21 protein-coding genes are annotated in these 23326 nt (G+C 70.5%); 5 read left to right on the forward strand and 16 right to left on the reverse strand.

The window, feature by feature from the left end:
- Positions 1–164 precede the first annotated feature (164 nt).
- On the reverse strand, positions 165–1298 hold the full coding sequence (locus QF027_RS38670; RefSeq protein ID WP_307082644.1) for an MFS transporter: 1134 nt from the start codon (positions 1296–1298) through the stop codon (positions 165–167).
- Between the two features lie 16 nt (positions 1299–1314).
- Complete coding sequence (locus QF027_RS38675) at positions 1315–1677, reverse strand: ArsR/SmtB family transcription factor (protein ID WP_123994450.1); 363 nt, start codon at positions 1675–1677, stop codon at positions 1315–1317.
- A gap of 57 nt (positions 1678–1734) precedes the next feature.
- Between QF027_RS38675 and QF027_RS38680 the strand changes: the two genes are divergently transcribed.
- The 3 genes from QF027_RS38680 to QF027_RS38690 all read left to right on the forward strand — a co-directional run bounded on the left by QF027_RS38680 (position 1735) and on the right by QF027_RS38690 (position 5785).
- The gene (locus QF027_RS38680; RefSeq protein WP_307082646.1) at positions 1735–3762 is read left to right on the forward strand and encodes a heavy metal translocating P-type ATPase; all 2028 of its coding nucleotides are present in this window, start codon (positions 1735–1737) and stop codon (positions 3760–3762) included.
- A gap of 61 nt (positions 3763–3823) precedes the next feature.
- Positions 3824–5293: an AlkA N-terminal domain-containing protein gene (locus QF027_RS38685; RefSeq protein ID WP_307082648.1), complete on the forward strand. Its 1470-nt coding sequence runs from the start codon at positions 3824–3826 to the stop codon at positions 5291–5293.
- Between the two features lie 9 nt (positions 5294–5302).
- Positions 5303–5785 carry a methylated-DNA--[protein]-cysteine S-methyltransferase gene (locus QF027_RS38690; RefSeq protein WP_307079987.1) on the forward strand — a complete coding sequence of 161 codons (483 nt, stop codon included), beginning with the start codon at positions 5303–5305 and terminating at the stop codon, positions 5783–5785.
- A 41-nt stretch (positions 5786–5826) separates the two neighbouring features.
- On the opposite strand, the gene QF027_RS38695 is transcribed toward QF027_RS38690, so the two are convergent.
- The 5 genes from QF027_RS38695 to QF027_RS38715 form a co-directional block, all read right to left on the reverse strand.
- Positions 5827–6348, reverse strand: coding sequence for a GNAT family N-acetyltransferase (locus tag QF027_RS38695; RefSeq protein ID WP_306974336.1), 522 nt, complete (start codon positions 6346–6348; stop codon positions 5827–5829).
- Between the two features lie 74 nt (positions 6349–6422).
- Positions 6423–7187: an SIR2 family NAD-dependent protein deacylase gene (locus QF027_RS38700; protein WP_307079989.1), complete on the reverse strand. Its 765-nt coding sequence runs from the start codon at positions 7185–7187 to the stop codon at positions 6423–6425.
- A 91-nt stretch (positions 7188–7278) separates the two neighbouring features.
- The gene (locus tag QF027_RS38705) at positions 7279–7773 is read right to left on the reverse strand and encodes an NUDIX domain-containing protein (RefSeq protein WP_306974332.1); all 495 of its coding nucleotides are present in this window, start codon (positions 7771–7773) and stop codon (positions 7279–7281) included.
- Positions 7774–7880: 107 nt separating this feature from the next.
- Positions 7881–8954, reverse strand: coding sequence for an ADP-ribosylglycohydrolase family protein (locus QF027_RS38710; RefSeq protein WP_306974330.1), 1074 nt, complete (start codon positions 8952–8954; stop codon positions 7881–7883).
- A 78-nt stretch (positions 8955–9032) separates the two neighbouring features.
- Complete coding sequence (locus tag QF027_RS38715; RefSeq protein WP_306974328.1) at positions 9033–9410, reverse strand: winged helix-turn-helix transcriptional regulator; 378 nt, start codon at positions 9408–9410, stop codon at positions 9033–9035.
- Between the two features lie 84 nt (positions 9411–9494).
- On the opposite strand from QF027_RS38715, the gene QF027_RS38720 reads away from it, so the two are divergent.
- A complete protein-coding gene (locus QF027_RS38720) occupies positions 9495–10403 on the forward strand; it encodes an NAD(P)-dependent oxidoreductase (protein ID WP_306974326.1) in 909 nt (302 codons plus the stop codon).
- 186 nt (positions 10404–10589) lie between these two features.
- A complete protein-coding gene (locus QF027_RS38725) occupies positions 10590–11708 on the forward strand; it encodes a glycerate kinase (RefSeq protein WP_307082650.1) in 1119 nt (372 codons plus the stop codon).
- Positions 11709–12305: 597 nt separating this feature from the next.
- Here the strand turns inward: QF027_RS38725 and pssA are convergent.
- The 9 genes from pssA to QF027_RS38770 all read right to left on the reverse strand — a co-directional run bounded on the left by pssA (position 12306) and on the right by QF027_RS38770 (position 23200).
- Positions 12306–13124, reverse strand: coding sequence for a CDP-diacylglycerol--serine O-phosphatidyltransferase (gene pssA / locus QF027_RS38730; protein ID WP_057608271.1), 819 nt, complete (start codon positions 13122–13124; stop codon positions 12306–12308).
- 22 nt (positions 13125–13146) lie between these two features.
- Complete coding sequence (locus QF027_RS38735; RefSeq protein WP_037706416.1) at positions 13147–13803, reverse strand: phosphatidylserine decarboxylase; 657 nt, start codon at positions 13801–13803, stop codon at positions 13147–13149.
- A gap of 170 nt (positions 13804–13973) precedes the next feature.
- Complete coding sequence (locus QF027_RS38740; protein ID WP_266509947.1) at positions 13974–15179, reverse strand: acyl-CoA dehydrogenase family protein; 1206 nt, start codon at positions 15177–15179, stop codon at positions 13974–13976.
- A 5-nt stretch (positions 15180–15184) separates the two neighbouring features.
- Positions 15185–15691, reverse strand: a complete 507-nt coding sequence (locus QF027_RS38745; protein WP_306974324.1) for a MaoC family dehydratase — start codon at positions 15689–15691, stop codon at positions 15185–15187.
- Between the two features lie 2 nt (positions 15692–15693).
- Positions 15694–16653: an HpcH/HpaI aldolase/citrate lyase family protein gene (locus tag QF027_RS38750; protein WP_307079991.1), complete on the reverse strand. Its 960-nt coding sequence runs from the start codon at positions 16651–16653 to the stop codon at positions 15694–15696.
- Positions 16650–18698, reverse strand: a complete 2049-nt coding sequence (locus tag QF027_RS38755) for a protein meaA (RefSeq protein WP_307079992.1) — start codon at positions 18696–18698, stop codon at positions 16650–16652. Before QF027_RS38755 ends, QF027_RS38750 begins: the two co-directional genes overlap by 4 nt.
- Before the next feature lie 17 nt (positions 18699–18715).
- Positions 18716–20053: a crotonyl-CoA carboxylase/reductase gene (gene ccrA, locus QF027_RS38760; RefSeq protein WP_306986479.1), complete on the reverse strand. Its 1338-nt coding sequence runs from the start codon at positions 20051–20053 to the stop codon at positions 18716–18718.
- 368 nt (positions 20054–20421) lie between these two features.
- Positions 20422–21234 carry a TetR family transcriptional regulator gene (locus QF027_RS38765; protein ID WP_306974319.1) on the reverse strand — a complete coding sequence of 271 codons (813 nt, stop codon included), beginning with the start codon at positions 21232–21234 and terminating at the stop codon, positions 20422–20424.
- Positions 21235–21394: 160 nt separating this feature from the next.
- A complete protein-coding gene (locus tag QF027_RS38770; protein ID WP_306974318.1) occupies positions 21395–23200 on the reverse strand; it encodes a 3-hydroxyacyl-CoA dehydrogenase family protein in 1806 nt (601 codons plus the stop codon).
- Positions 23201–23326: the final 126 nt, after the last annotated feature.

The following is a 23326-nucleotide window of genomic DNA, read 5'->3' on the forward strand; positions in this document are numbered from 1 at the left end:
GCTGCGAGCAACGGTCCGCCGGGAACGCCTCACCCGCGTCGGCGACGCAGGGCCACCGTCACCACGGGACCGCACGCGAGGAGGACCGCCGGCACGCCGTACCCGTACGTCAGACTCGCCGCCGTGGCCACGCCCGCTGCGAGCAACGGTCCGCCGGGAGCGCCTCACCCGCGTCGGCGACGCAGGGCCACCGCCACCACGGGACCGCACGCCAGGAGGGCCGCCAGCACGCCGTACCCGTACGTCAGAGTCGCCGCCGTGGCCACCACGGCGACCAGCAACGGCCCGCCGGCGTCTCCCAGTTCGCGTCCCAGCTCGGCCGCCCCCATCGTCTGCCCCAGCCGTTCCGGCGGAGTCGAGGCGGCGAGCGCCGCGAACCCCAGCGGGGTGATCAGCCCCGTCCCCACGCCGATCAGCGCGGCACCCAGCAGCACGCCCGCGAGCCCCGGCAGCATCGCGCAGCCCAGACCGGCCGCCGCCAGCAGCAATCCGGCGGTCAGCCCACCCCGTACCGTGAGCCGCCCCGCGTCCAACGCCCGCCCCGCGCGCGGCTGTACGACCGCCGCGCAGGCCGCGAGCACCGACACCGCGGCACCCGTCGTCACCGTGCCGAGTCCTGCCACCGCGCCCGACACGGGCAGGAAGCCCACGCCCACCGAGAGTGCGGCGGTCGCCCCGGCGAGCGCGGCCGTCGGTACCAGGAACACCGGGTCGGCCAGCCGCCGGGCCAGGTCGAGGACCGTCTGCCGGGCCCGGGGGAGGGGCGGTACGACGGGTACGGCGATCAGCGCCCACACCGCCACGGCCGCACCCAGCATCGCCAGCACCGTGAACAGCAGCCGCAGCCCGCCCGCCCACACCAGCACCCCGCCGAGCAGCGGGCCCAGGGTGTAGCCGACGGACTTGTAGAAGCCGTAACTCCCGAAGGCGCGCCCGTGTTTGGCGGCCGGATTCAGCCGGGCCACCAGCGCGGACGCGGCGGGGGAGAAGGCTGAGGCCGCCGCGCCCTGCCCCAGCCGCGCGGCCCACAGCCACCCGGGGCTGTCGGCGAGGGCGTAGAGCGCGGACGCCATGGCGAAGGCCACCAGTCCGCCGAGGAGCACAGGGCGCGCCCCGATCCGGTCGGCGATCGTGCCGAACAGCGGCTTGAGCAGGACTTCGGCGCCGTCGTACAGAGCGAGCAGACCGCCCAGCACAAGCAGCGAGGTGACCGCGTCCGCCGAGTCCGCGCCCAGGTTCGCGGCGATGCCGTGCGCGCCGAAGGCGGTGGTGAAACCGGCCGCGTACAGCGGCCACATCAGACGCCGGGGCGGCTCACTCGGTGGTGTCACTGAGCCCCAGCCGCAGATGTTCGACGTGGTACACGGCCTGGTCGAGCAGCTCGGCGACATGGTGGTCGTGCAGCGCGTACACCACCGACCGGCCCCGGCGCTCGCCCACGACCAGGCCCAGATTGCGCAGCAGCCGCAGCTGGTGCGAGCACGCCGACTGCTCCATCCCCACCTCGGCGGCCAGCTCCGTGGCCGGCAGCGGTCCTTCGCGCAGTCTCGCGAGGATCAGCAGCCGGGAGGGGGTGGACAGGGCCTGGAGGGTGGTGGCCACCTTGGCCACGTTCGCCGCGTCCAGACGTACGCGCTCGGCGGTTTCCTGCGCGGTGGTGACGGCTCCATGACCCATGGGCGGTATCTTACCCACTGCACATGAACAGATGAATGAGTCTTCATGTGTTCCTGTATGGTTGCCCGGGTGTCCACGACTCTCGCCCCCGTTCGTGTCCCCTCGCCCGCCCACCCGGCACCCCGCCGCCGCACCCGCGTCCTGGCACTGCCCGAGGCCCGCTGGGCGCTGGCGTCGACCGTCGCCTTCCTGGCGGCCCTCGCCCTGGACCTCGGCGGCCTGCCGTGGTGGGCGTACGGCCCGCTGTACGCGGTCGCCTACGTCACCGGCGGCTGGGAACCGGCCCTCGAGGGGCTCAGGGCGCTGCGCGGCAGAACCCTGGACGTCGACCTGCTGATGATCGTCGCCGCGCTGGGCGCTGCCGCGATCGGACAGGTCCGGGACGGCGCCCTGCTGATCGTCATCTTCGCCACGTCCGGCGCGCTGGAGGCACTGGCCACCGCCCGCACCGCCGACTCGGTACGCGGCCTGCTCGACCTCGCGCCCTCGATGGCGACCCGGGTGACGGAGAACGGCGAGGAACCGGTCCCGACGAGTGAACTCGCCGTGGGCGACGTCCTGTTGATCCGGCCGGGTGAGCGCATCGGCGCGGACGGACGGGTCCTGGAAGGGGCGAGCGAGGCCGACCAGGCCACCATCACCGGCGAGCCCCTCCCGGTCACCAAGGGCCCCGGCGACGAGGTCTTCGCCGGCACCCTCAACGGCACCGGCATGCTGCGCGTCCGCGTCGAGCGCGACCCCGCCGACTCCGTGATCGCCCGCATCGTGACCCTGGTCGAGGAGGCCTCCCGGACCAAGGCGCCGACACAGCTGTTCATCGAGAAGGTCGAGCAGCGGTACGCGCTGGGGATCGTGATCGCCACGCTCGCCGTGTTCGGCGTGCCGCTGGTCTTCGGCGCCGACCTCACCGACGCGTTGCTGCGCGCGATGACCTTCATGATCGTCGCCTCGCCGTGCGCGGTGGTCCTCGCGACCATGCCGCCCCTGCTGTCCGCCATTGCCAACGCCGGGCGGCACGGCGTCCTGGTCAAGTCGGCGGTCGCGATGGAGCGGCTGGGCGAGGTGGACGCCGTAGCCCTCGACAAGACGGGGACGCTGACGGAGGGGACGCCGGAGGTCTCGGCTGTACGGCCGCTGCCGGGCTCCGGGCTGACTCCGGACGCTCTTCTCGCGCTGGCCGCCGCGGCCGAGCACCCCAGCGAGCATCCGCTGGGGCGGGCGGTGGTGAGGGCGGCGCGGGAGCGGGGACTGCGGATCGCGGACGCGCGGGACTTCGTCGCCGTGCCCGGGCGCGGGGTGACGGCGGTGGTCGGGGAGCGAGTGATCGGGGTCGGGCGCGCGGGTGACCCGGTGACCGAGACCGCGGATGCCGATGCCGATGCGACCGGGGTCGTCGGTGGGCGGCGTGCCGATCCGCCTCGCGCGGCTGCCCCCGGTACCGCGGACGGCGACACCGTCGTCCTGGTGACCGGCGACGGCGTCCCCCTCGGCACCCTCGCCCTCACCGACCGCCTGCGCCCTCACGCGCCCGCCACCACCGCCGCGCTCACTGCCTTGACCGGCACGGCTCCCGTGCTGCTCACTGGTGACAACGCCCGGGCCGCCGCGCGGGTCGCCGAGGCCACCGGCCTGGTGGACGTCCGCGCGGACCTGCTGCCCGAGGGCAAGGTGGACGCCGTACGACAGCTTCAGGACGCCGGGCGCAAGGTGCTGTTCGTCGGGGACGGTGTCAACGACGCGCCCGCGCTCGCCGCCGCCCACTCCGGCATCGCGATGGGCCGTGCGGGCTCCGACCTCGCGCTGGAGACGGCGGACGCGGTCGTCGTACGGGACGAGCTCGCGACCGTCCCTTCGGTCGTACGGCTGTCCCGGGCCGCCCGCCGGCTGGTCGTCCAGAACCTGGCGATCGCGGGTACCTTCATCACCGGACTCGTCCTGTGGGACCTCCTCGGCCATCTCCCGCTCCCGCTGGGCGTCGCCGGGCATGAGGGTTCCACGGTTCTCGTCGGCCTCAACGGACTGCGGCTGCTGCGCGAGTCCGCGTGGCGATCGGGCCAGGTCCCGTTCCAGGGCAGGCGAGGTTGATGTCGGATTCTCGCCAGCCCGGGCCCGGCCGGTGGCCGATGCTGGACGCATGCAGACGGGGATGTACACCGAGACCGAGCGCTGCGTGCGCGCCGTGCAGTCCAAGGACGCACGGTTCGACGGATGGTTCTTCACGGCGGTCCTGACGACCCGCATCTACTGCCGGCCGAGCTGTCCGGTCGTACCGCCCAAGCCCCAGAACATGACCTTCTACCCGAGCGCGGCGGCCTGCCAGCAGGCGGGTTTCCGGGCCTGCAAGCGGTGTCGGCCCGACACCAGTCCGGGCTCCCCGGAGTGGAACCAGCGCGCCGACCTCGTGGCCCGCGCGATGCGGCTGATCGCCGACGGCGTGGTCGACCGCGAGGGCGTGCCCGGCCTCGCCGCCCGGCTCGGCTACAGCGCCCGGCAGATCGAACGCCAACTGCTCGCCGAGCTCGGCGCGGGCCCCCTCGCCCTCGCCCGGGCCCAGCGCGCCCAGACGGCGAGGATCCTCATCGAGACGACCGCGCTCCCGATGGCGGACAGCGCCTTCGCGGCCGGCTTCTCCGCGATCCGCACCTTCAACGACACCGTGCGCGAGGTCTTCGCGCTCTCGCCGAGCGACCTGCGCACCCGCGCCGCGAAGAAGTCCACCCCGGACACCCCCGGCTTCCTGTCCCTGCGCCTGCCGTTCCGCGTCCCTCTCAACCCCGACAACCTCTTCGGCCACCTCGCGGCCACCGCCGTCCCGGGGGTGGAGGAGTGGCGGGACGGCGCGTACCGCCGCACGCTACGGCTGCCGTACGGACACGGCATCGTGGCCCTCACGCCCCGGCCCGACCACATCGCCTGTCGGTTGACGTTGAGCGACCTGCGCGACCTGACCGTCGCCATCAGCCGCTGCCGCCGCATGCTCGACCTGGACGCCGATCCCGTCGCGATCGACGACCAGTTGCGCACGGACCCGCTCCTGGCGCCCCTGGTGGACAAGGCGCCCGGCCGACGCGTCCCGCGCACGGTCGACGAGGCGGAGTTCGCCGTACGGGCCGTGCTGGGCCAGCAGGTCTCCACGGCGGCGGCCCGCACCCACGCGGCCCGCCTGGTCACGGCCCACGGCGAACCGGTCGACGACCCCGAAGGCGGCCTGACGCACCTCTTCCCGTCCCCCGAGGCACTGGCCGCGGTGGACCCCGCCGCACTCGCGATGCCCCGCACCCGCCGCACGACCTTCACCACCCTGGTCGGCGAACTGGCTGAAGGAACCCTCCAGTTGGGCGTGGAGACCGACTGGACGGAGACCCGGACCCGTCTCCTCGACCTCCCCGGCTTCGGCCCCTGGACGGTCGACGTCATCGCCATGCGCGCCCTCGGTGACCCGGACGCCTTCCTCCCCACCGACCTCGGAATCCGGCGCGCGGCCCAGGAGCTGGGTCTGCCCTCCACTCCGGCCGCGCTGACGGCCCGGGCGGCGGCCTGGCGGCCCTGGCGGGCCTACGCGGTCCAGTACCTGTGGGCGACCGACAGCCACCCGATCAACTTCCTTCCCGTATAAGGACGTTCCGTGAAACAGCACACTGTGATCGACAGTCCCTACGGCCCTCTGACCCTCGTCGCCGACGACGGGATCCTGTGCGGCCTCTACATGACCGGCCAACGCCACCGCCCACCGCAGGAGACCTTCGGCGAGCCGGACGACGGGTGGTCGAAGGAGGCCGAGGACCAGCTCATGGCCTACTTCGAGGGCGAGTTGCAGGAGTTCACCCTGGAACTGCGCCTGCAGGGAACGGCTTTCCAGCGCACGGTCTGGGAACAGCTCCGCCGGATCCCGCACGGCGAGACCCGCACCTACGGCGAACTCGCCGCCGCCCTCGGCAAGCCCCAGGCCTCCCGCGCGGTCGGCCTCGCCAACGGCAGGAACCCGATCGGCATCATCGTCCCCTGCCACCGCGTGGTGGGCGCCGACGGCAGCCTCACGGGCTACGGCGGCGGACTGGAACGCAAGCAGCGGTTGCTGGACTTCGAGCGGGGGGCGGCGCTGTTCTGACCGGTACCCGGTGATACCCCGGGACCGGGGGTGCCGAGCCCTCAGCCGCGCAGGTCCCGTCGGTACCGGATGCCGGCCTTGCCGCCGAGGTCTGCCGGGTCGGCCGGGCCGACCGCGGTGAAGCCCGCCTTGGCCAGCACCCTCTGGGACGCGGTGTTCTCGTGGCTGGTGGCCGCGCACAGTGTGTCCAGACCGTACCGGGTCGGCGCGAGACGGCACAGCTCGCGGACGGTGGCCGTCGCCACCCCGCGGCCGGTGGCGTGCTGGGCGACCCGGTAGCCGAGGTCCGCGGTGCCGTCCTCGATGTCGACCAGGTTGAACCGGCCGAGTACCGAGCCGTCCTCGGCGAGCAGCACGTGAAAGGCGCAGAGGCCGGTCTCCTGCTCGGCCAGCAAGGCGTCGAACCGCTCGGCGAACCGGTCGAAGAAGGCATCACCGCGGTCGGTGACCGACGCGGCGAAAAAGGCGCGGTTGGCCAGCTCGAAGGCCAGGACGGCTGGGGCGTGATCAGCGCGCAGCCGCTTCAGCTCGGTGCGCCGCCGGTGACTCATGCGAGGGGACATCCAGTGACCTTCCCTGTCGGCAGCCAACACGGCGACATCAACAACATCCTCGTTCGCGGCCTCGCTGGGGCCGATCACTGACTCCGTCCTCCGTGCATCGATGACAGCCCCCCGAACGACCCGATCCTGCGCAAGAGTTCGGGCAGTGCCGTGCCGATCGGTTCGCGGATCACCTCGTCGGCCTGGTCGTCGTACGGTGTCGGGTCCGCGTTGACGATGACGAGCCGGGCGCCGTGGTCGACGGCGACACCCGCGAGGTCCGCCGCGGGCTGGACCTGGAGGGTGGTGCCGACGGCGACGAACACCTGGCAGGCCTTGGTGATCGCGACGGCCTCGCCCAGCACCACCGGGTCCAGGCGCTCGCCGAACATCACGGTCGCCGACTTCAGGATGCCGCCGCACTCCAGGCAGGGCGGATCCGCCTCGCCGGCCTCGACGCGTCCGAGGGCGTCCTCCATCGGTCCGCGGGCGTGGCACTTCGTGCACACCACCTGCCGTGCGGTGCCGTGCAGTTCGAGGACCTTGCGGGCGGGCATTCCGGCGAGCTGGTGCAGCCCGTCCACGTTCTGCGTGATCACCCGCACCGGCACCCCGGACCTCTCCAGCTCGGCCACCGCCACGTGTGCGGCGTTGGGCTCGGCCTTCAGGGTCCGGTTCGCGCGCCGCATCTGCCACGAGCGGCGGCGGATCTCCGGATCGCTCATGTAGTAGTCGTACGTCACGAGCTTCTCGGCCTCGGGGTCCTTGCGCCACAGCCCGTTCGGACCGCGGTAGTCGGGGATCCCGGAGTCGGTGGAGATTCCGGCACCGCTGAGGAGCGCGACGAGGGGCTTGGTCATGCTGCCGAGGGTAGAGCGGGTGATCCGGGTGCGGCGAGTGGATATCCCACCGCCTGGGCGCGAGCAACCGTGCACGCGGCAGCGTGCTGGATCAGCCCACCCGGCGGCCGTTCTCCAGCTCCACCGTCCCCGACCCGTCCGCCAGCACGTCCAGCGCGACCAGGACCCGGCGGCCGAGCCCGTCGGGCAGATACTCGGCCAGCTCCTCGTGCGGCACGAGGCGCCACGACAGCAGCTCCTCCTCCTGGAGCCGGATCGCCTTGAGGTCGTCCTCGGTGAGGACACCGCCGTCGTACAGGTACGCCACCAGCGGCGGCCAGGTCGGCCGGTACACCCAGTCCACCGCGAGCAGCCGGCCGAGGTCGCGGTCGAGCCCGATCTCCTCGAGCGTCTCGCGGCGCGCGCCCTGGCGCGGGGTCTCGCCCTCGTCGGACTCGATCGTGCCGCCCGGAAGCGCCCAGCCCTCACGGTAGTTGGGCTCGACGAGCAGGACCCGGCCCGAGGCGTCACGGAAGAGAGCGGCGGCACCGGCGAGGATCCGGGGAAGACCGGCGATGTACGTGGCGAAGTCAGGGGTGGTGGTCATCCTCGAAGGGTAACCAGCATCCGCGGCCGCCTTGGCCGGCTCAGCGGGTGGTCACGGGTCCAGGGGGCGCGTACGGTCACCATTCCGTACGCCTCGGCCCGGTTGCCTCAGGCCTCCGCCCCCGCCAACCGCAGCGTCCGCTCGGCCAGTTCGCTGATGTGCACCCCGTCGAACCCGAACACCGCGCTGCGCACCCGGTCCTCCAGCGGCTCCTTCCACTGGCCCGGGATCGCGTCCGCGCCGGTGAGCACCCCGGCCACCGAACCGGCCGTGGCTCCGTTCGAGTCGGTGTCCAGGCCGCCCCGGACGGTGAGCGTGATGGTGCGGGTGAAGTCACCGTCGCCGTAGAGCAGCCCGGCGGTGAGGACGGCCGCGTTCGGGATGGTGTGGATCCAGCCGAGCCCGGCGGTCTCCTCCGAGACCGTCGTCAGGGTGTCCTCCCAGGTCATCCGGGTGTCGTGCAGGGACACCACCCGGCGTACCGTGCGCGCGAGGCGGCTGCTCGCGGGGATCACCGCGAGCGCCTGGTCCACGGCCTGCCGCACGGTGCCGACCGTGAACGCCGCCGAGATCAGCGCCGCCGCCCACATCGCCCCGTACACGCCGTTGCCGGTGTGCGAGAGCACCGCGTCCCGGCGGGCCAGGGCGGCGGCGCGGCGCGGGTCGCCGGGGCAGGTCCAGCCGTAGATGTCGGCACGGATGAGGGCGCCGATCCACTCCTGGCAGGGGTTGTCGTACGTCGCCGTCAGCGGCGGTTTCAGCCCGTTGGCGAGGTTGCGATAGGCGGCCCGCTCCGCGGTGAACGTCTGCAGATACGGCAGCCTCAGCAGCCACAGATCGCCCACCTGCTCGGTGCTGAAGCCGAAGCCGTGGGTCTCCAGGAGGTCGAGGCCGAGGATGGCGTAGTCGACGTCGTCGTCGCGGCAGCTGCCGTGGATGCGGCCGCGCACGCACTCACGCCACTCGGGCCGCAGCTCGAAACCGTCGCTCTCGCCGACGGGTTCGGGAAGGTAGTCGGTCAGGGGCAGGGCGGCGGCCTGGCGGAGATAGCGGTCGATCCGGTCCCGCGTCCACAGGTCGCCCTGCTCGACCGGCTTGCCGAGCATGTTGCCCGCGATCCGGCCGAGCCAGCCCCCGAGGATGCGGTCGGCGAGCTCTGGTTCGGTGCCCACAGGGGTCATAGCTCCGGTGTACCCGATTCCGGAGACCCGCACAGTCCCCCGCCGAGGTGGTGTCGTCGTTGCGGCCGCGGGACCGGTTCAGGCCCTGCCGGGTGAGGTCTCGGCCACGGCGACCGTTTCGAGGCCTTCGCGACGCGTCCGTTCAGTCCCCCAGACGCCGAGTGGTCCGAGCGCCTGATGGAGGGTGTGCCCGTCCTCGGTCAGGGAGTACTCCACCCGCGGTGGCACCTCGGCGTAGACCTCCCGGTGGACGAGTCCGTCCGCCTCCATCTCCCGCAGGTGCTGGGTCAGCATCTTTTCGCTCACTCCGGGCAGACCGCGGCGGAGTTCGGCGAAACGGCGTACACGATGAGTGTCGAGTTCCCAGAGGATGAGCCCCTTCCACTTCCCGCTCACCACGTCCAGCGCGGCGTCGATGCCGCAGATGTAAGGCCCGCGCCTCGGTCCTTTGGCCATCACTGACCCCCCTTACTAAAAGGTAAGTACCGCAGAAAATAGTGGGTACTTCCGAGCTCTGGGGCGCTCTTCCAGGATGAAGGGGTGAACGAACACCAGAACTCCACCAGCACACAGGGCAGCGCTGTCACCGTGATCGGGCTCGGCCCGATGGGCCAGGCGATGACCCGCACCCTCCTCACCGCAGGCCACCCGGTCACCGTCTGGAACCGCACCGCCGCCCGGGCCGACGGCGTCGTCGCCGACGGAGCGACGCGCGCGGCGACACCCGGCGAGGCCGTCGAAGCGAGTGACCTCGTGATCCTCAGCCTCACCGACTACCGGGCGATGTACGACATCCTCGACGGCTCCACCCCATTACTTGCCGGCCGGACGCTGGTCAACCTGAGCTCGGACACGCCCGACCGCACACGCGAGGCGGCGACCTGGGCGGCGGGCCACGGCGCCGCCTTCCTCACCGGTGGTGTCATGGTCCCGGCGCCGATGGTCGGCACGGAGGCGGCCCATGTCTACTACAGCGGCCCCGGCGAGGTGATGGAGCACCATCGGGCGACGCTGGCAACGCTCGGCACGCCAAGGTATCTGGGCGAGGATCCGGGACTCGCCCAGATGATGTACCAAGCGCAGCTCGCGGTGTTCCTGACCACCTTGTCCGCACTGATGCACGCCACCGCGATGCTGGGCACCGCGGGAATGAAGGCCACGGAAGCCCTGCCGGAGTTGCTCACCTTCGCCGACTCGATCGGCGCCATCGTCAGGGCCGGGGAGGAGACCCCCGGTGCCGCGCTGGACGCCGGTGAGCATCCCGGCGAGCTCAGCACGGTCACCATGATGGGCGCGACCTCCGACCACATCGTCGAGACCAGCAGGTCCCTCGGCCTCGACCTCGCGCTCCCCCTGGCCGTCCAGGCCCATTACCGACGCGCCATCGAGAACGGACACGGCAGCGACAACTGGACCCGCGTCATCGACAGCATCCGAGAGCCGCGCTGACGGGACACGGGACGCGCAGGAGGCACGGAGCTCATGACCGCGGCCGGCGACGGTGCGTTCACAGGGCCTTCTCAGGGACCGGGCGGTGCATGACGTCGGGGGGCGTCTCCGGTTAAGGTCGCAGCGGCGCGACTGGCCTTGACGTGCGCGAGGCCCGGAGAGCAAGGGGAAAACGTGACACTGCGCGTGCTCATCGCCGCGGACAAGTTCAAGGGCTCGCTCACGGCCGTGCAGGTCGCCGAGCGGGTGACGGCCGGGCTGCGCCGGGTCGTGCCGGGCCTGGAGGTCGAGGCGCTGCCCGTCGCCGACGGCGGTGACGGGACCGTCGCCGCGGCCGTCGCGGCCGGTTTCGAGCGCCGGGAAGTGCCGGTCGCCGGGCCCCTCGGGCAGGAGGCCACCGCCGCCTTCGCGGTCCGCGGGGACACCGCCGTCGTGGAGATGGCCGAGGCCAGCGGTCTGCAGCGGCTGCCTGCAGGCGTCTTCGCCCCGCTCACGGCGTCGACGTACGGCTCCGGAGAGCTCCTGCGCGCCGCGCTGGACGCCGGAGCCCGCACGATCGTGTTCGGGGTCGGCGGCAGCGCCACCACCGACGGCGGTGCCGGCATGCTCTCCGCGCTCGGCGCCCGCTTCCTGGACGCCGACGGCGAGCCCGTGGCCCCCGGCGGCGGAGGCCTCGCCGATCTCGCCTCGGCCGACCTGTCGGGCCTGGATCCGCGGGTCGCGTCCGTCGAGTTCATCCTGGCCAGCGACGTCGACAACCCGCTGACCGGCCCCAAGGGCGCCCCCGCGGTCTACGGCCCGCAGAAGGGCGCCTCCCCGGACGACGTCGAGGCCCTGGACCGCGCCCTCGCCCACTACGCGAAGGTGCTGGAGGATGCCGTCGGCGCGAAGGCCGCCGAGTACGCCGCCTCGCCGGGTGCGGGCGCGGCCGGCGGCATCGGCTACGGCGCCCTCCTCCTCGGCGCCCGGTTCCGCCCCGGCATCGAGGTCATGCTCGATGTCCTGGGCTTCGCGCCCGCGCTGGAGTGGGCGGACCTGGTGATCACCGGCGAGGGCTCCCTCGACGAGCAGACCCTGCACGGCAAGGCCCCGGCGGGCGTCGCCGCGGCGGCCCGCGCCAAGGGCAAGGAGGTCGTCGCCGTGTGCGGCCGCCTCTCGCTGCCCCCGGAGGCCCTGGGCCGGGCGGGCATCCGCCGCGTCTACCCGCTCACCGACGCCGAGCCCGACATCCAGCGGTGCATCACCGAGGCGGGGCCGATCCTGGAGGACGTGGCGGAACAGATCGGCCGGGACTTCCTGGTCTGACCCGAACCATCCGTCCCGCCTCCCCCGCAGGTCACTGACGTGGCCCGACAACCGGTACGCGTCCAGCGCGGCATGAAGGTCGTACGGGAGGTGGGGGCTTCGAAGGTGGCGGAGGGGTTGTAGCTCGCTGGAGAGCGTGCATGAGGTCGAGTTAGCTCGATCGAGTGGTGGTCCGGTCGCGGGTTTGCGGGGCCCTGGGCTGATCGGGTTGACGTGATCGTGCGACCTGGGCCGGGTACGGTGCCAGCGTTCGGGGCCCCCGCTCCACCAGAGAGATGGTCCGGGGCCTCCCCGTCGCCTCTGGCCGTAGCCCCATGGCCAGGTCGCGCAGGGCGGCGTCCATCAGCGGCCTCCGGCCGCGGGGGCCTCCGGCCTCCCGGGACCGGACCACGCACAGGATGCGTGTCGCCGCCCGGGGTTGAGTAAGCCGGGGACCAGCTCGCCCAAGACCGTTCGGGGCGTGCGGCTGAATGGGCTCACCCCTGCTCAGTGTTGAGGAACGGTATACGCCGGGGGCGTGAGGCCGCGGCAGCAACAACAACAGCGAGGGCCCGAACCGGTGTCGGTTCGGGCCCTCGGAAGTGCGACGGCGGAGCCTTACGGCAGCTGGGCTGCGCGGGCCTCGCGCCGGTTGCCGCGGAAGTTGTTCACCCGGCGGGCCGTGGCGAACAGGGGGATCACCGCACCCATGACCAGCTGGAGGGCGCAGCCCGTCTGGAGGAGGAGCTGGCCGCCCGGGGCGCCGAACGCCCAGGCCGCGAGGAGGCCCATCCCCAGGACGATCCAGGAGAGCATCGCGACCGCGAGGCGGCCCCGCGGCTTCGGGTACTCGACCCGGCTCACCATCAGCCAGGCGGTGCCCAGGATCGCCAGGAGCGTCGCCACGAAGGGGAGCTCCAGCAGGACGATCGAGACCACTGTCAGCGCGCCGAACGGCGAGGGCATGCCCTGGAAGGTGCCGTCCTTCACCGTCACACAGGAGAATCTCGCGAGCCTCAGTACCACCGCCAGCAGCACCACGACGGCGCCCACCGCCGCCACCCGCTGGGACGCGTCGTCCGCCACCATGCCGTAGACGAGGACGAAGTACGCCGGGGCGAGACCGAAGCTGATCAGGTCCGAGAGGTTGTCCAGCTCCGCGCCCATCGGCGACGAGCGCAGCTTGCGCGCCACCAGGCCGTCGAACAGGTCGAAGACCGCCGCGCACAGCATCAGGATGACCGCCGTGGCCGCGCTGTTGCGCGCCATGCCGGTCTCCTGGCTGTCGGTCAGGTGCGGGATCAGGATTCCGGTGGTGGTGAAGTACACCGCCATGAAGCCGCACGTGGCGTTGCCGAGGGTGAGGGTGTCCGCTATTGAGAGGCGGAGAGAAAGAGGCATCTCCTCTTCGTCGTCGACCTCGTCGGCCTCGGGCACCCAGCCCGCCTGGGTCTCAGGATCAATCACGGTCAATGCGAGTCACCCCAGCCACGGTCTTCTGGCCGACCTCGACCGCGACCTCCACGCCCTCCGGCAGGTAGATGTCCACGCGCGAGCCGAAGCGGATCAGACCGATGCGGTCGCCCTGCTCGACCTTCGTGCCCTGCGGGATGTAGGGGACGATGCGGCGGGCCACCGCGCCGGCGATCTGGATCATTTCGATGTCACCGAGTTCGGTGTCGAAGTGCCAGACGACGCGCTCGTTGTTCTCGCTCTCCTTGTTGAACGCCGGAACGAACCCACCGGGGATGTGCTCGACCGAGGTCACCGTGCCGGAGAGCGGCGCGCGGTTGACGTGGACGTTGAGCGGGCTCATGAAGATCGCGACCCGGGTGCGACCGTCCTTCCACGGCATGATGCTCTGCACCACACCGTCGGCGGGCGAGATGACCCGGCCCGGGGCGATCTCGCGCTCGGGGTCGCGGAAGAACCACAGCATGCCCGCCGCCAGCGCGGTGGCGGGCACGGCGACGGCCTTGGCGGCGCCGGACTTGCGCGCGCGTACCAGGCTCAGTGCTGCGGTGGCGACGGTCGGGAGGAGCCACGGCGATGCTCCGCGCGCGAGGCGTACGCCTGCCAGGCTGTCGCGAGGTGCAGAGGTTTGGCTGTGGGGCATGGATGACCTTCGTAGCGGATGATGCCGCGCACTAGACGGGGGACGGCGGCTTTCCGGGATCGTACCGGTCGTGGGCCACAACTGGGCAAGCCAGGAAGCCGAGTCGGTGGCTGAACCGCCTTGACGGGGTGTGATCTTCTTCTCCAAGAAAACACCCCGTATTCGGACATCTAGCCCTGGAACCGATACTCTTCGAGCAGCCTGCGACCGATGATCATTTTCTGGATCTCGGCGGTACCTTCACCGATCAGCAGCATCGGAGCCTCACGGTAGAGGCGCTCGATCTCGTACTCCTTGGAGAAGCCGTAGCCGCCGTGGATCCGGAAGGCGTCCTCCACGACCTCCTTGCAGTACTCGGAGGCGAGGTACTTCGCCATCCCTGCCTCAAGGTCGTTTCGCTCACCGGAGTCCTTTTTGCGTGCCGCGTTGACCATCATCGCATGCGCGGCCTCGACCTTGGTAGCCATCTCGGCCAGCTTGAACTGAATCGCCTGGTGCTGAGCGATCGGCTTGCCGAAAGTGTGACGCTGCTGGGCATACGAGACGCCCAGCTCGAAGGCACGCTGAGCGACGCCGCAGCCACGTGCCGCCACGTTCACGCGGCCCACCTCGACCCCGTCCATCATTTGGTAAAAACCTCGGCCGGTGGCCCCGCCGAGTACACGGTTGGCCGGAAGTCGCAGGCCATCCATGATCATCTCGGTGGTGTCGACACCCTTGTAGCCCATCTTGTCGATCTTCCCGGGGATGGTCAGGCCGGGGCGGACCTCTCCGAAGCCGGGCTCCTTCTCGATCAGGAAGGTCGTCATCGACTTGTGGGGCGCGGTGCCCTCAGGGTGTCCTTCGTCACTTCGGACGAGAACGGCGACCAGACTTGACGTTCCGCCGTTCGTCAGCCACATCTTCTGACCGTTCAGGACGTACTCATCGCCGTCCTTGACCGCCTTGGACGTGATGGCGGACACGTCCGAGCCGAGCGCCGGCTCCGACATCGAGAAGGCGCCGCGGATGTCGCCGGCCGCCATCCTCGGCAGGAAGTGGTCCTTCTGCTCCTGAGTGCCGTGCTGCTTGAGCATGTACGCCACGATGAAGTGGGTGTTGATGATGCCGGAGACCGACATCCAGCCGCGGGCGATCTCCTCCACACACAGCGCGTACGTCAGGAGGGACTCGCCCAGACCGCCGTACTCCTCGGGGATCATCAGCCCGAACAGGCCGAGCTCCTTGAGGCCGTCGACGATCTGCTGCGGGTACTCGTCGCGGTGCTCCAGCTCGGTCGCGACCGGGATGATCTCCTTGTCCACGAAGTCGCGGACGGTGGAGAGGATCTCCTGCTGGATGTCGGTCAGACCGGCGGTCTGGGCGAGGCGTGCCATGGGGGTCAGCCCTCCTGAAGTTCCGGGCGGCCGGGCTGCTCGCCGCCGCGCTCCTTGATGTAGGTCTCGGTGGGAACCATGACCTTGCGGCGGAACACGCAGACCAGCGTGCCGTCCTGCTTGTAGCCCTTGGTCTCGACGTGGACGATCCCGCGGTCGTTCTTCGACTTGGACGGCCACTTGTCGAGCACGGTCGTCTCGCCGTAGATCGTGTCGCCGTGGAAGGTCGGCGCCACGTGCCTGAGCGACTCGATCTCCAGGTTGGCGATCGCCTTGCCGGAGACGTCCGGCACGGACATGCCGAGCAGCAGGGAGTAGACGTAGTTCCCGACCACGACGTTCTTGCCGAAGTCGGTCGTCTTCTCCGCGTAGTTGCTGTCCATGTGGAGCGGGTGGTGATTCATGGTCAGGAGACAGAAGAGATGGTCGTCGTACTCCGTGACCGTCTTCCCGGGCCAGTGCTTGTAGACCGCCCCGACCTCGAACTCCTCGTAGGTGCGTCCGAACTGCATGCCTACGCCTCCGGGATCTCGAACTTGCTGGTGCGCTGCATGCCGGCCGCACGGCCCTTGCCGGAGATGACCAGCGCCATCTTGCGGCTGGCCTCGTCGATCATCTCGTCGCCGAGCATCGCCGAGCCCTTCTTGCCGCCCGCCTCGGAGGTGTAGTAGTCGTACGCGTCCAGGATCAGCTCGGCGTGGTCGTAGTCCTCCTGGGAGGGCGAGAAGATCTCGTTGGACGCCTCGACCTGGCCCGGGTGCAGCACCCACTTGCCGTCGAAACCGAGGGCCGCGGCGCGCTGGGCGACCTCGCGGTAGCCGTCGATGTTGCGGATCTGGAGGTAGGGGCCGTCGATCGCCTGGAGGTTGTTGGCACGGGCGGCCATCAGGATCTTCATCAGGATGTAGTGGTAGGCGTCCGCCGGGTAGCCGGGCGGCTGCTCGCCCACGACCAGCGACTTCATGTTGATCGACGCCATGAAGTCGGCCGGGCCGAAGATGATCGTCTCGACGCGCGGGGACGCCGTCGCGATCTCGTTGACGTTGTTGAGGCCCTGCGCGTTCTCGATCTGCGCCTCGATGCCGATCTTGCCGACCTCGAAGCCCATCGTCTTCTCGATCTGGGTCAGCAGGAGGTCGAGCGCGACGATCTGCTCGGCGGTCTGCACCTTCGGCAGCATGATGCAGTCGAGGTTCTGGCCCGCCCCCTCGACGACCGTGACGACATCGCGGTACGTCCACTCGGTCGTCCAGTCGTTGACGCGCACGACTCTCGTCTTGCCGGTCCAGTCGCCCTCGTTGAGGAACTTGACGATGGTGTGCCGCGCCTCGGGCTTGGCGAGCGGGGCGCACGCGTCCTCCAGGTCGAGGAAGACCTGGTCCGCCGGGAGGCCCTGCGCCTTCTCCAGGAAGCGGGGGTTGCTTCCCGGCACCGCGAGACACGAGCGGCGGGGACGCAGACGGTTGACGGTCATGCGGGGACCTCCAGGGGGTCGAGCTTGTTCGCTTTCCGGATCTCGTCGACGATGCGGCCGATGATTCCGGTGATGTCGAAGTCCTTAGGGGTGAAGACCGCGGCCACGCCGACAGCCCTGAGCTGTTCGGCGTCTCCATTGGGGATGATCCCACCGGCGATGACAGGTACATCTGTGGCGCCTGCCACGTGCAGCCTCTCGAGCACGTCCGGCACCAGCTGCGCGTGCGAGCCGGACAGGATGGACAGGCCGACCGCGTGCACGTCCTCGGCGAGGGCCGCGTCCACGATCTGCTCAGGGGTGAGCCGGATGCCCTGGTAGACCACCTCGAAGCCGGCGTCCCGCGCGCGTACGGCTATCTGCTCGGCGCCGTTGGAGTGCCCGTCCAGGCCCGGCTTGCCGACCAGGAAGCGCAGCTTTCCGACGCCGAGGTCCTTGGCGGTCACCTCGACCCGGCGGCGCACGTCGGCCATGGCCGAGCCCGCCGCCGCGGGAACCGCCACCGGCGCGGAGGAGACGCCCGTGGGCGCCCGGAACTCGCCGAACACCTCCCGCAGGGCGCCGGCCCACTCACCGGTCGTGACGCCCGCGCGGGCGCACTCCAGGGTGGCCTCCATGAGGTTGGCGGTGCCCTTGGCGGCCTCCTTCAGCTTCTCCAGCGCCTTGCAGGGGCGAGGGTGGTTGAAGGGCGGCTGGTAGCGGGTGTCGCGCCAGTGCTGGAGCCCCGAGATCACCCGGGCCTCGACGGCCGGGTCCACCGTCTGGATCGCGGTGTCCAGGTCGGCCGTCAGCGGGTTCGGCTCGGTCGTCTCGAAGATGTTGACGCCGATGATCTTCTCCTGCCCGGACTCGATACGGGCCCGGCGCTCGGCGTGCGAGGAGACGAGCTGCGACTTCAGATAGCCCGACTCGACGGCGGCCATCGCGCCGCCCATCTGCTGGATCCGCTCGATCTCGGCGAGCGACTCCTCGACCAGCGTGCTCACCTTCGCCTCGACGACGTGGGAGCCCTCGAAGATGTCCGCGTACTCCAGCAGGTCGCTCTCGTACGCCAGTACCTGCTGCATCCGCAGCGACCACTGCTGGTCCCAGGGCCGGGGGAGACCGAGGGCCTCGTTCCAGGCCGGCAGCTGGACGGCACGCGCGCGTGCGTCCTTCGAGAGGGTCACGGCCAGCATCTCGAGGACGATCCGCTGGACGTTGTTCTCCGGCTGCGCCTCGGTCAGTCCGAGGGAGTTGACCTGGACGCCGTACCGGAAGCGCCGGTGCTTGGGGTTCTCGATGCCGTAGCGCTCACGCGTGACCTTGTCCCAGATACGGCCGAAGGCGCGCATCTTGCACATCTCCTCGATGAACCGGACGCCCGCGTTCACGAAGAAGGAGATACGGCCGACGACATCGCCCATGCGCTCCTGCGGCACCTGGCCGGAGTCCCGGACGGCGTCCAGGACCGCGATCGCCGTCGACATCGCGTACGCGATCTCCTGGACCGGTGTGGCGCCCGCCTCCTGCAGGTGGTAGCTGCAGATGTTGATCGGATTCCACTTCGGGATGTGGGAGACCGTGTACGCGATCATGTCGGTCGTCAGACGGAGGCTCGGCCCCGGCGGGAAGACGTGCGTCCCGCGGGACAGGTACTCCTTGACGATGTCGTTCTGGGTCGTGCCCTGGAGCTGGGTGATGTCCGCGCCCTGCTCCTCGGCGACGACCTGGTAGAGCGCCAGCAGCCACATGGCGGTGGCGTTGATCGTCATCGAGGTGTTCATCTGCTCCAGGGGGATGTCCTGGAACAGCCGGCGCATGTCACCGAGGTGCGCGATCGGCACGCCGACCCGGCCGACCTCGCCGCGGGCGAGGATGTGGTCGGAGTCGTAGCCGGTCTGCGTCGGCAGGTCGAACGCGACCGACAGGCCGGTCTGCCCCTTGGCGAGGTTGCGCCGGTACAGCTCGTTGGACGCCTCGGCCGTGGAGTGGCCGGCGTACGTGCGCATGAGCCACGGCCGGTCCTTCTCCCGCTTGCCTTCGGCAAACTGACGCTCAGTCATCTATGACCCCGGGTGTCTCAGATGTTGCGGAAGCGGTTGATGGCGTCGATGTGCTTGGCGCGCATCTCCTCGTCGCGCACGCCGAGACCGTCCTCGGGGGCCAGGCAGAGCACGCCGACCTTGCCCTGGTGGAGGTTGCGGTGCACGTCGTAGGCCGCCTGGCCGGTCTCCTCCAGGGAGTAGACCTTCGACAGCGTCGGGTGGATCTTGCCCTTCGCGATGAGCCGGTTGGCCTCCCAGGCCTCGCGGTAGTTGGCGAAGTGCGAGCCGATGATCCGCTTCAGGGACATCCACAGGTAGCGGTTGTCGTACTCGTGCATGTAGCCCGAGGTCGAGGCGCACGTGGTGATCGTGCCGCCCTTGCGGGTGACGAAGACGCTCGCGCCGAAGGTCTCGCGGCCGGGGTGCTCGAAGACGATGTCGATGTCCTCGCCGCCGGTGAGTTCGCGGATGCGCTTGCCGAAGCGCTTCCACTCCTTCGGGTCCTGGGTGCTCTCGTCCTTCCAGAACTTGTAGTCCTCGGCGTTGCGGTCGATGATCGCCTCGGCGCCCATCGCCCGGCAGATCTCCGCCTTCTGCGGCGAGGACACGACACAGATCGGGTTGGCGCCTCCGGCCAGCGCGAACTGCGTGGCGTACGAGCCGAGCCCGCCGCTCGCGCCCCAGATCAGGACGTTGTCGCCCTGCTTCATGCCGGCGCCGTTGCGGGAGACGAGCTGCCGGTAGGCGGTGGAGTTCACGAGCCCGGGGGCGGCGGCCTCCTCCCAGCTGAGGTGGTGCGGCTTCGGCATCAGCTGGTTGGACTTGACCAGCGCGATCTCCGCGAGGCCGCCGAAGTTGGTCTCGAAGCCCCAGATGCGCTGCTCGGGGTCGAGCATCGTGTCGTTGTGGCCGTCCGAGGACTCCATCTCGACCGAGAGACAGTGGGCGACGACCTCGTCGCCGGGCTTCCAGGCGTTGACGCCCGGGCCGGTGCGCAGGACGACGCCTGCGAGGTCGGAGCCGATGATGTGGTACGGCAGGTCGTGCCGCTTGGCCAGGTCGTTGGTGCGGCCGTAGCGCTCCAGGAACCCGAAGGTCGACAGCGGCTCGAAGATCGAGGTCCACACCGAGTTGTAGTTGACACTCGATGCCATGACGGCGACCAGGGCCTCACCCGGGCCCAGTTCGGGCACCGGCACGTCGTCGAGGTGGATCGACTTGCGTGGGTCCTTGTCACGGGTCTGCAGGCCCGCGAACATCTCCGTCTCGTCCTTGTGGACGGTGATGGCGCGGTACGACTCGGGGAGCGGCAGAGCGGCGAAGTCGGCCGGAGTCGAGTCCGGCGACTGGATCGCGTCCAGGATGTCCTTCACGGTCACGGTGTTGCCTCCGGCGAATGGCGTCTTGAGGGGAGACGCTGAGGGTTACGTCGGTGCCGTCGGTTCGGCGGTCATGCTGTTCGGCAGCGCTTTGTGGCGCGGGAGGTTGCCTGTGACGCAGGCGTCCGGGCGGGCAGGTCGATGACTTGCTGGGACAGCCGGCGTACGCATGGTCTCTGCACGCCGGCCGCCCGGACACCTTCAACGTAAGACACCGCGTGCCACCGTGCAAGGCACTGAGTGCCAGAGATTCCCCTCAGATGAAATCTTTACGTAACAAATGAGCGATGATCGATCAAGCCTACCGGTGAGTAGGTATCAATCGGGCGCTATCGGTCGCCGGACTCGACGCGCCCACGCCCTCAGCGCTCCTTGAGTGCCTGCTCGATGGCCCGCATCACTTCATCGAGCGGCGCGTCCGTGCGAGCGACGGTTACCAGGACCTCTCCCTGAGAGGCCACGGAAGCCGGGGCCGGCCGCGGCGCAGCGGTGTCCCGCCCGGCGCCGATCCCCGTCCCGAAGGTCTTCCGCACGATCGCGAAGGCGTGGTCCAACTGCGCCTCCACGTCCCCCTGCCCCCCGGCCCGGAGCCACCGCCGCAGCACATGGTTGTGGGCGGTGACCACGGCGGACGCGGCGACCTCCGCCAGCAGCGGATCGTCGTTCGCGTCGTCGTCGTGCGCGTGCTCGTCGAAGTGTCCGAGCAGATACCGCGTGAACAGCCGCTCATAGCGGGCCACCGAGGCGATCTCCGCCTCGCGCAGCGTCGGCACCTCGCGCGTCAGCTTGTAGCGGGCGACCGAGATCTCCGGCCGGGCCGCGTACATCTTCATGACTTCCTTGATGCCGCGGCACACCGTGTCGAGCGGGTGCTCGTGCGCGGGGGCCGCGTTCAGCACGGCTTCCGCCCGGATCAACGTGTCGTCGTGATCGGGGAAGATCGCCTCTTCCTTGGAGCGGAAGTGACGGAAGAAGGTGCGACGGGCGACCCCGGCCGCGGCCGCGATCTCGTCGACCGTGGTTGCCTCGTACCCCTTGGTGGAGAACAGCTCCATCGCGGCGGCCGCCAGTTCTCGGCGCATCTTGAGCCGCTGGGCGGCCGCACGACTGCCTGCGGCACTTTCCGGCGCGTCGGACGTGGCTGGTGTACGGGAGGACTTGGCGGGCTGGGACATGACCCGAACGTACTGCATGTGCGCAGGTTGGTGCGCGTGTCCCGGCCCCTGCCCGCCCGGGGCCGGCGGGCAGGGGCCGGACCCCGTCAGCGGGGGATGACTGCCCGGATCGAGCAGTCCACCCCAGTCCTCACCGTCTGCGAACCAGTCGCCGGGACGCTCAGCGCCGGGCATATTCGCGGAAGCCACGGCCGGTCTTGCGGCCGAGGCAGCCCGCGGCCACCAGATGCTCCAGGAGCGGGGCCGGAGCCAGGCCCGGGTCACGGAACTCGCGGTGCAGGACCTTCTCGATCGCAAGCGAGACGTCCAGGCCGACGACGTCCAGGAGCTCGAAGGGGCCCATCGGGTAGCCGCCGCCCAGCTTCATCGCCGCGTCGATGTCGTCGAGGGACGCGTAGTGCTCCTGCACCATCTTGATCGCGTTGTTGAGGTACGGGAAGAGCAGGGCGTTCACGATGAAGCCCGCCCGGTCGCCGCAGTCGACCGCATGCTTCTTGATCTTGACGCAGACCTCGCGGACCGTCGCGTGGACGTCCTCGCCCGTCAGGACCGTACGGACGACCTCGACCAGCTTCATCGCGGGCGCCGGGTTGAAGAAGTGCATGCCGATCACGTCCTGCGGCCGCGAGGTGGCGCGGGCGCAGGCGACGACGGGCAGCGAGGAGGTCGTGGTGGCCAGGACCGCGCCCGGCTTGCAGACCTTGTCCAGCGCCTGGAAGAGCTGCTGCTTGATCTCCAGGTCCTCGGCGACGGCCTCGACGGCGAGGTCGACGTCCGCGAAGGACTCGTACGAGCCCGCCGCGGTGATCAGGTCCAGGGTCCGGGCGGCCGCCTCGGCGGTCATCCGGCCCTTGTCGACGGAACGGGAAAGCGACTTGCCGATACGGGCCTTCGCCGTCTGCGCCTTCTCCTCGCTGCGGGCGGCGAGCACGACCTCGTAACCGGCTTTGGCGAAGACCTCCGCGATACCGGACGCCATGGTGCCGGAGCCCGCGACACCGACGGAGCGGACCTCGCGGCCCTGGTTCTGCGCGGAGCTCTCCAGGGGCGTCAGCGCGTCGCGCACGACCGTTGCGCTGCCAGGAGCCTCGTAGGTGTAGAAGCCGCGTCCCGACTTACGTCCGGTCAGGCCGGCCTCGCTGAGCTGCTTGAGAACCGGGGCGGGGGCGTGCAGCCGGTCGTGGGACTCGGCGTACATGGCCTCCAGGACCGTCCGCGCGGTGTCGATGCCGATCAGGTCCAGCAGCGCCAGGGGGCCCATCGGCAGACCGCAGCCGAGCCGCATCGCCGCGTCGATGTCCTCGCGGGAGGCGTACTTCGCCTCGTACATCGCGGCCGCCTGGTTGAGATAGCCGAACAGCAGCCCGTCCGCGACGAAGCCGGGCCGGTCGCCGACCGCGACGGGCTCCTTGCCGAGGTCCAGGGCGAGGTTGGTGACCGCGGTGACCGCCGTCGGCGCGGTGAGCACCGAGGAGACGACCTCGACCAGCTTCATCGCGGGCGCGGGGTTGAAGAAGTGCAGGCCCAGCACGCGCTCCGGGCGGGCCGAGTCGGCGGCCAGACGGGTCACGGACAGGGCGTTGGTGCCCGTCGCGAGGATCGTCTCGGGGCGCACGATCCCGTCGAGCTCGCGGAAGATCTGGTGCTTGATCTCGTACGACTCCGGAGCCACCTCGATGACGAGGTCGGCGTCGGCCGCGGCCGTGAGGTCGGTGGAGGTGCGGACACGGGCGAGGACGTCCGCGCGCTCCTGCTCGGTCAGCCGGCCGCGCTGCACGGCACGGGCGGTCGCGGTTTCCAGGGTGGCGGCGGCCTTGGCGGCCGCGGCCTCGCTGATGTCGATGCCGACGACCTCGCGGCCGGCCCTGGCGAGGACCTCGGCGATGCCGGTGCCCATGGTGCCGAGGCCGACGACGGCGATCGTCTTGAGCGGGGACAGGGAGGGGTCGGACAGGGGAGTGGCCATCGCGGAACTCCAGGAATGAGGGTGACGACTGGGAGCGCGACCCGGTACGCCGAGGGCGCACCGGGTGCGTGAGGAACTGCTGAATGCGGGTGTTGCCGGGCTGCGAGCGCACACGCCCGGACCGTC

This window comes from Streptomyces canus (assembly GCF_030816965.1).
Lineage (GTDB): Bacteria > Actinomycetota > Actinomycetes > Streptomycetales > Streptomycetaceae > Streptomyces > Streptomyces canus_E.

Bases quoted from the DNA above. Each gene is read 5' to 3' on its own strand.
- QF027_RS38735 (WP_037706416.1), bottom strand. From the start codon at position 13,803: ATGCCCCACAGCCAAACCTCTGCACCTCGCGACAGCCTGGCAGGCGTA.
- QF027_RS38685 (WP_307082648.1), top strand. From the start codon at position 3,824: ATGTACACCGAGACCGAGCGCTGCGTGCGCGCCGTGCAGTCCAAGGAC.
- QF027_RS38745 (WP_306974324.1), bottom strand. From the start codon at position 15,691: ATGCAGTTCGGACGCACCTACGAGGAGTTCGAGGTCGGGGCGGTCTAC.
- QF027_RS38710 (WP_306974330.1), bottom strand. From the start codon at position 8,954: ATGACCCCTGTGGGCACCGAACCAGAGCTCGCCGACCGCATCCTCGGG.
- QF027_RS38680 (WP_307082646.1), top strand. From the start codon at position 1,735: ATGGTTGCCCGGGTGTCCACGACTCTCGCCCCCGTTCGTGTCCCCTCG.
- QF027_RS38750 (WP_307079991.1), bottom strand. From the start codon at position 16,653: ATGACCGTCAACCGTCTGCGTCCCCGCCGCTCGTGTCTCGCGGTGCCG.
- QF027_RS38765 (WP_306974319.1), bottom strand. From the start codon at position 21,234: ATGTCCCAGCCCGCCAAGTCCTCCCGTACACCAGCCACGTCCGACGCG.
- QF027_RS38715 (WP_306974328.1), bottom strand. From the start codon at position 9,410: ATGGCCAAAGGACCGAGGCGCGGGCCTTACATCTGCGGCATCGACGCC.
- QF027_RS38755 (WP_307079992.1), bottom strand. From the start codon at position 18,698: ATGACTGAGCGTCAGTTTGCCGAAGGCAAGCGGGAGAAGGACCGGCCG.
- QF027_RS38770 (WP_306974318.1), bottom strand. From the start codon at position 23,200: ATGGCCACTCCCCTGTCCGACCCCTCCCTGTCCCCGCTCAAGACGATC.
- QF027_RS38675 (WP_123994450.1), bottom strand. From the start codon at position 1,677: ATGGGTCATGGAGCCGTCACCACCGCGCAGGAAACCGCCGAGCGCGTA.
- QF027_RS38700 (WP_307079989.1), bottom strand. From the start codon at position 7,187: ATGACCAAGCCCCTCGTCGCGCTCCTCAGCGGTGCCGGAATCTCCACC.
- QF027_RS38740 (WP_266509947.1), bottom strand. From the start codon at position 15,179: ATGGCACGCCTCGCCCAGACCGCCGGTCTGACCGACATCCAGCAGGAG.
- QF027_RS38705 (WP_306974332.1), bottom strand. From the start codon at position 7,773: ATGACCACCACCCCTGACTTCGCCACGTACATCGCCGGTCTTCCCCGG.
- QF027_RS38695 (WP_306974336.1), bottom strand. From the start codon at position 6,348: ATGTCCCCTCGCATGAGTCACCGGCGGCGCACCGAGCTGAAGCGGCTG.
- QF027_RS38670 (WP_307082644.1), bottom strand. From the start codon at position 1,298: ATGTGGCCGCTGTACGCGGCCGGTTTCACCACCGCCTTCGGCGCGCAC.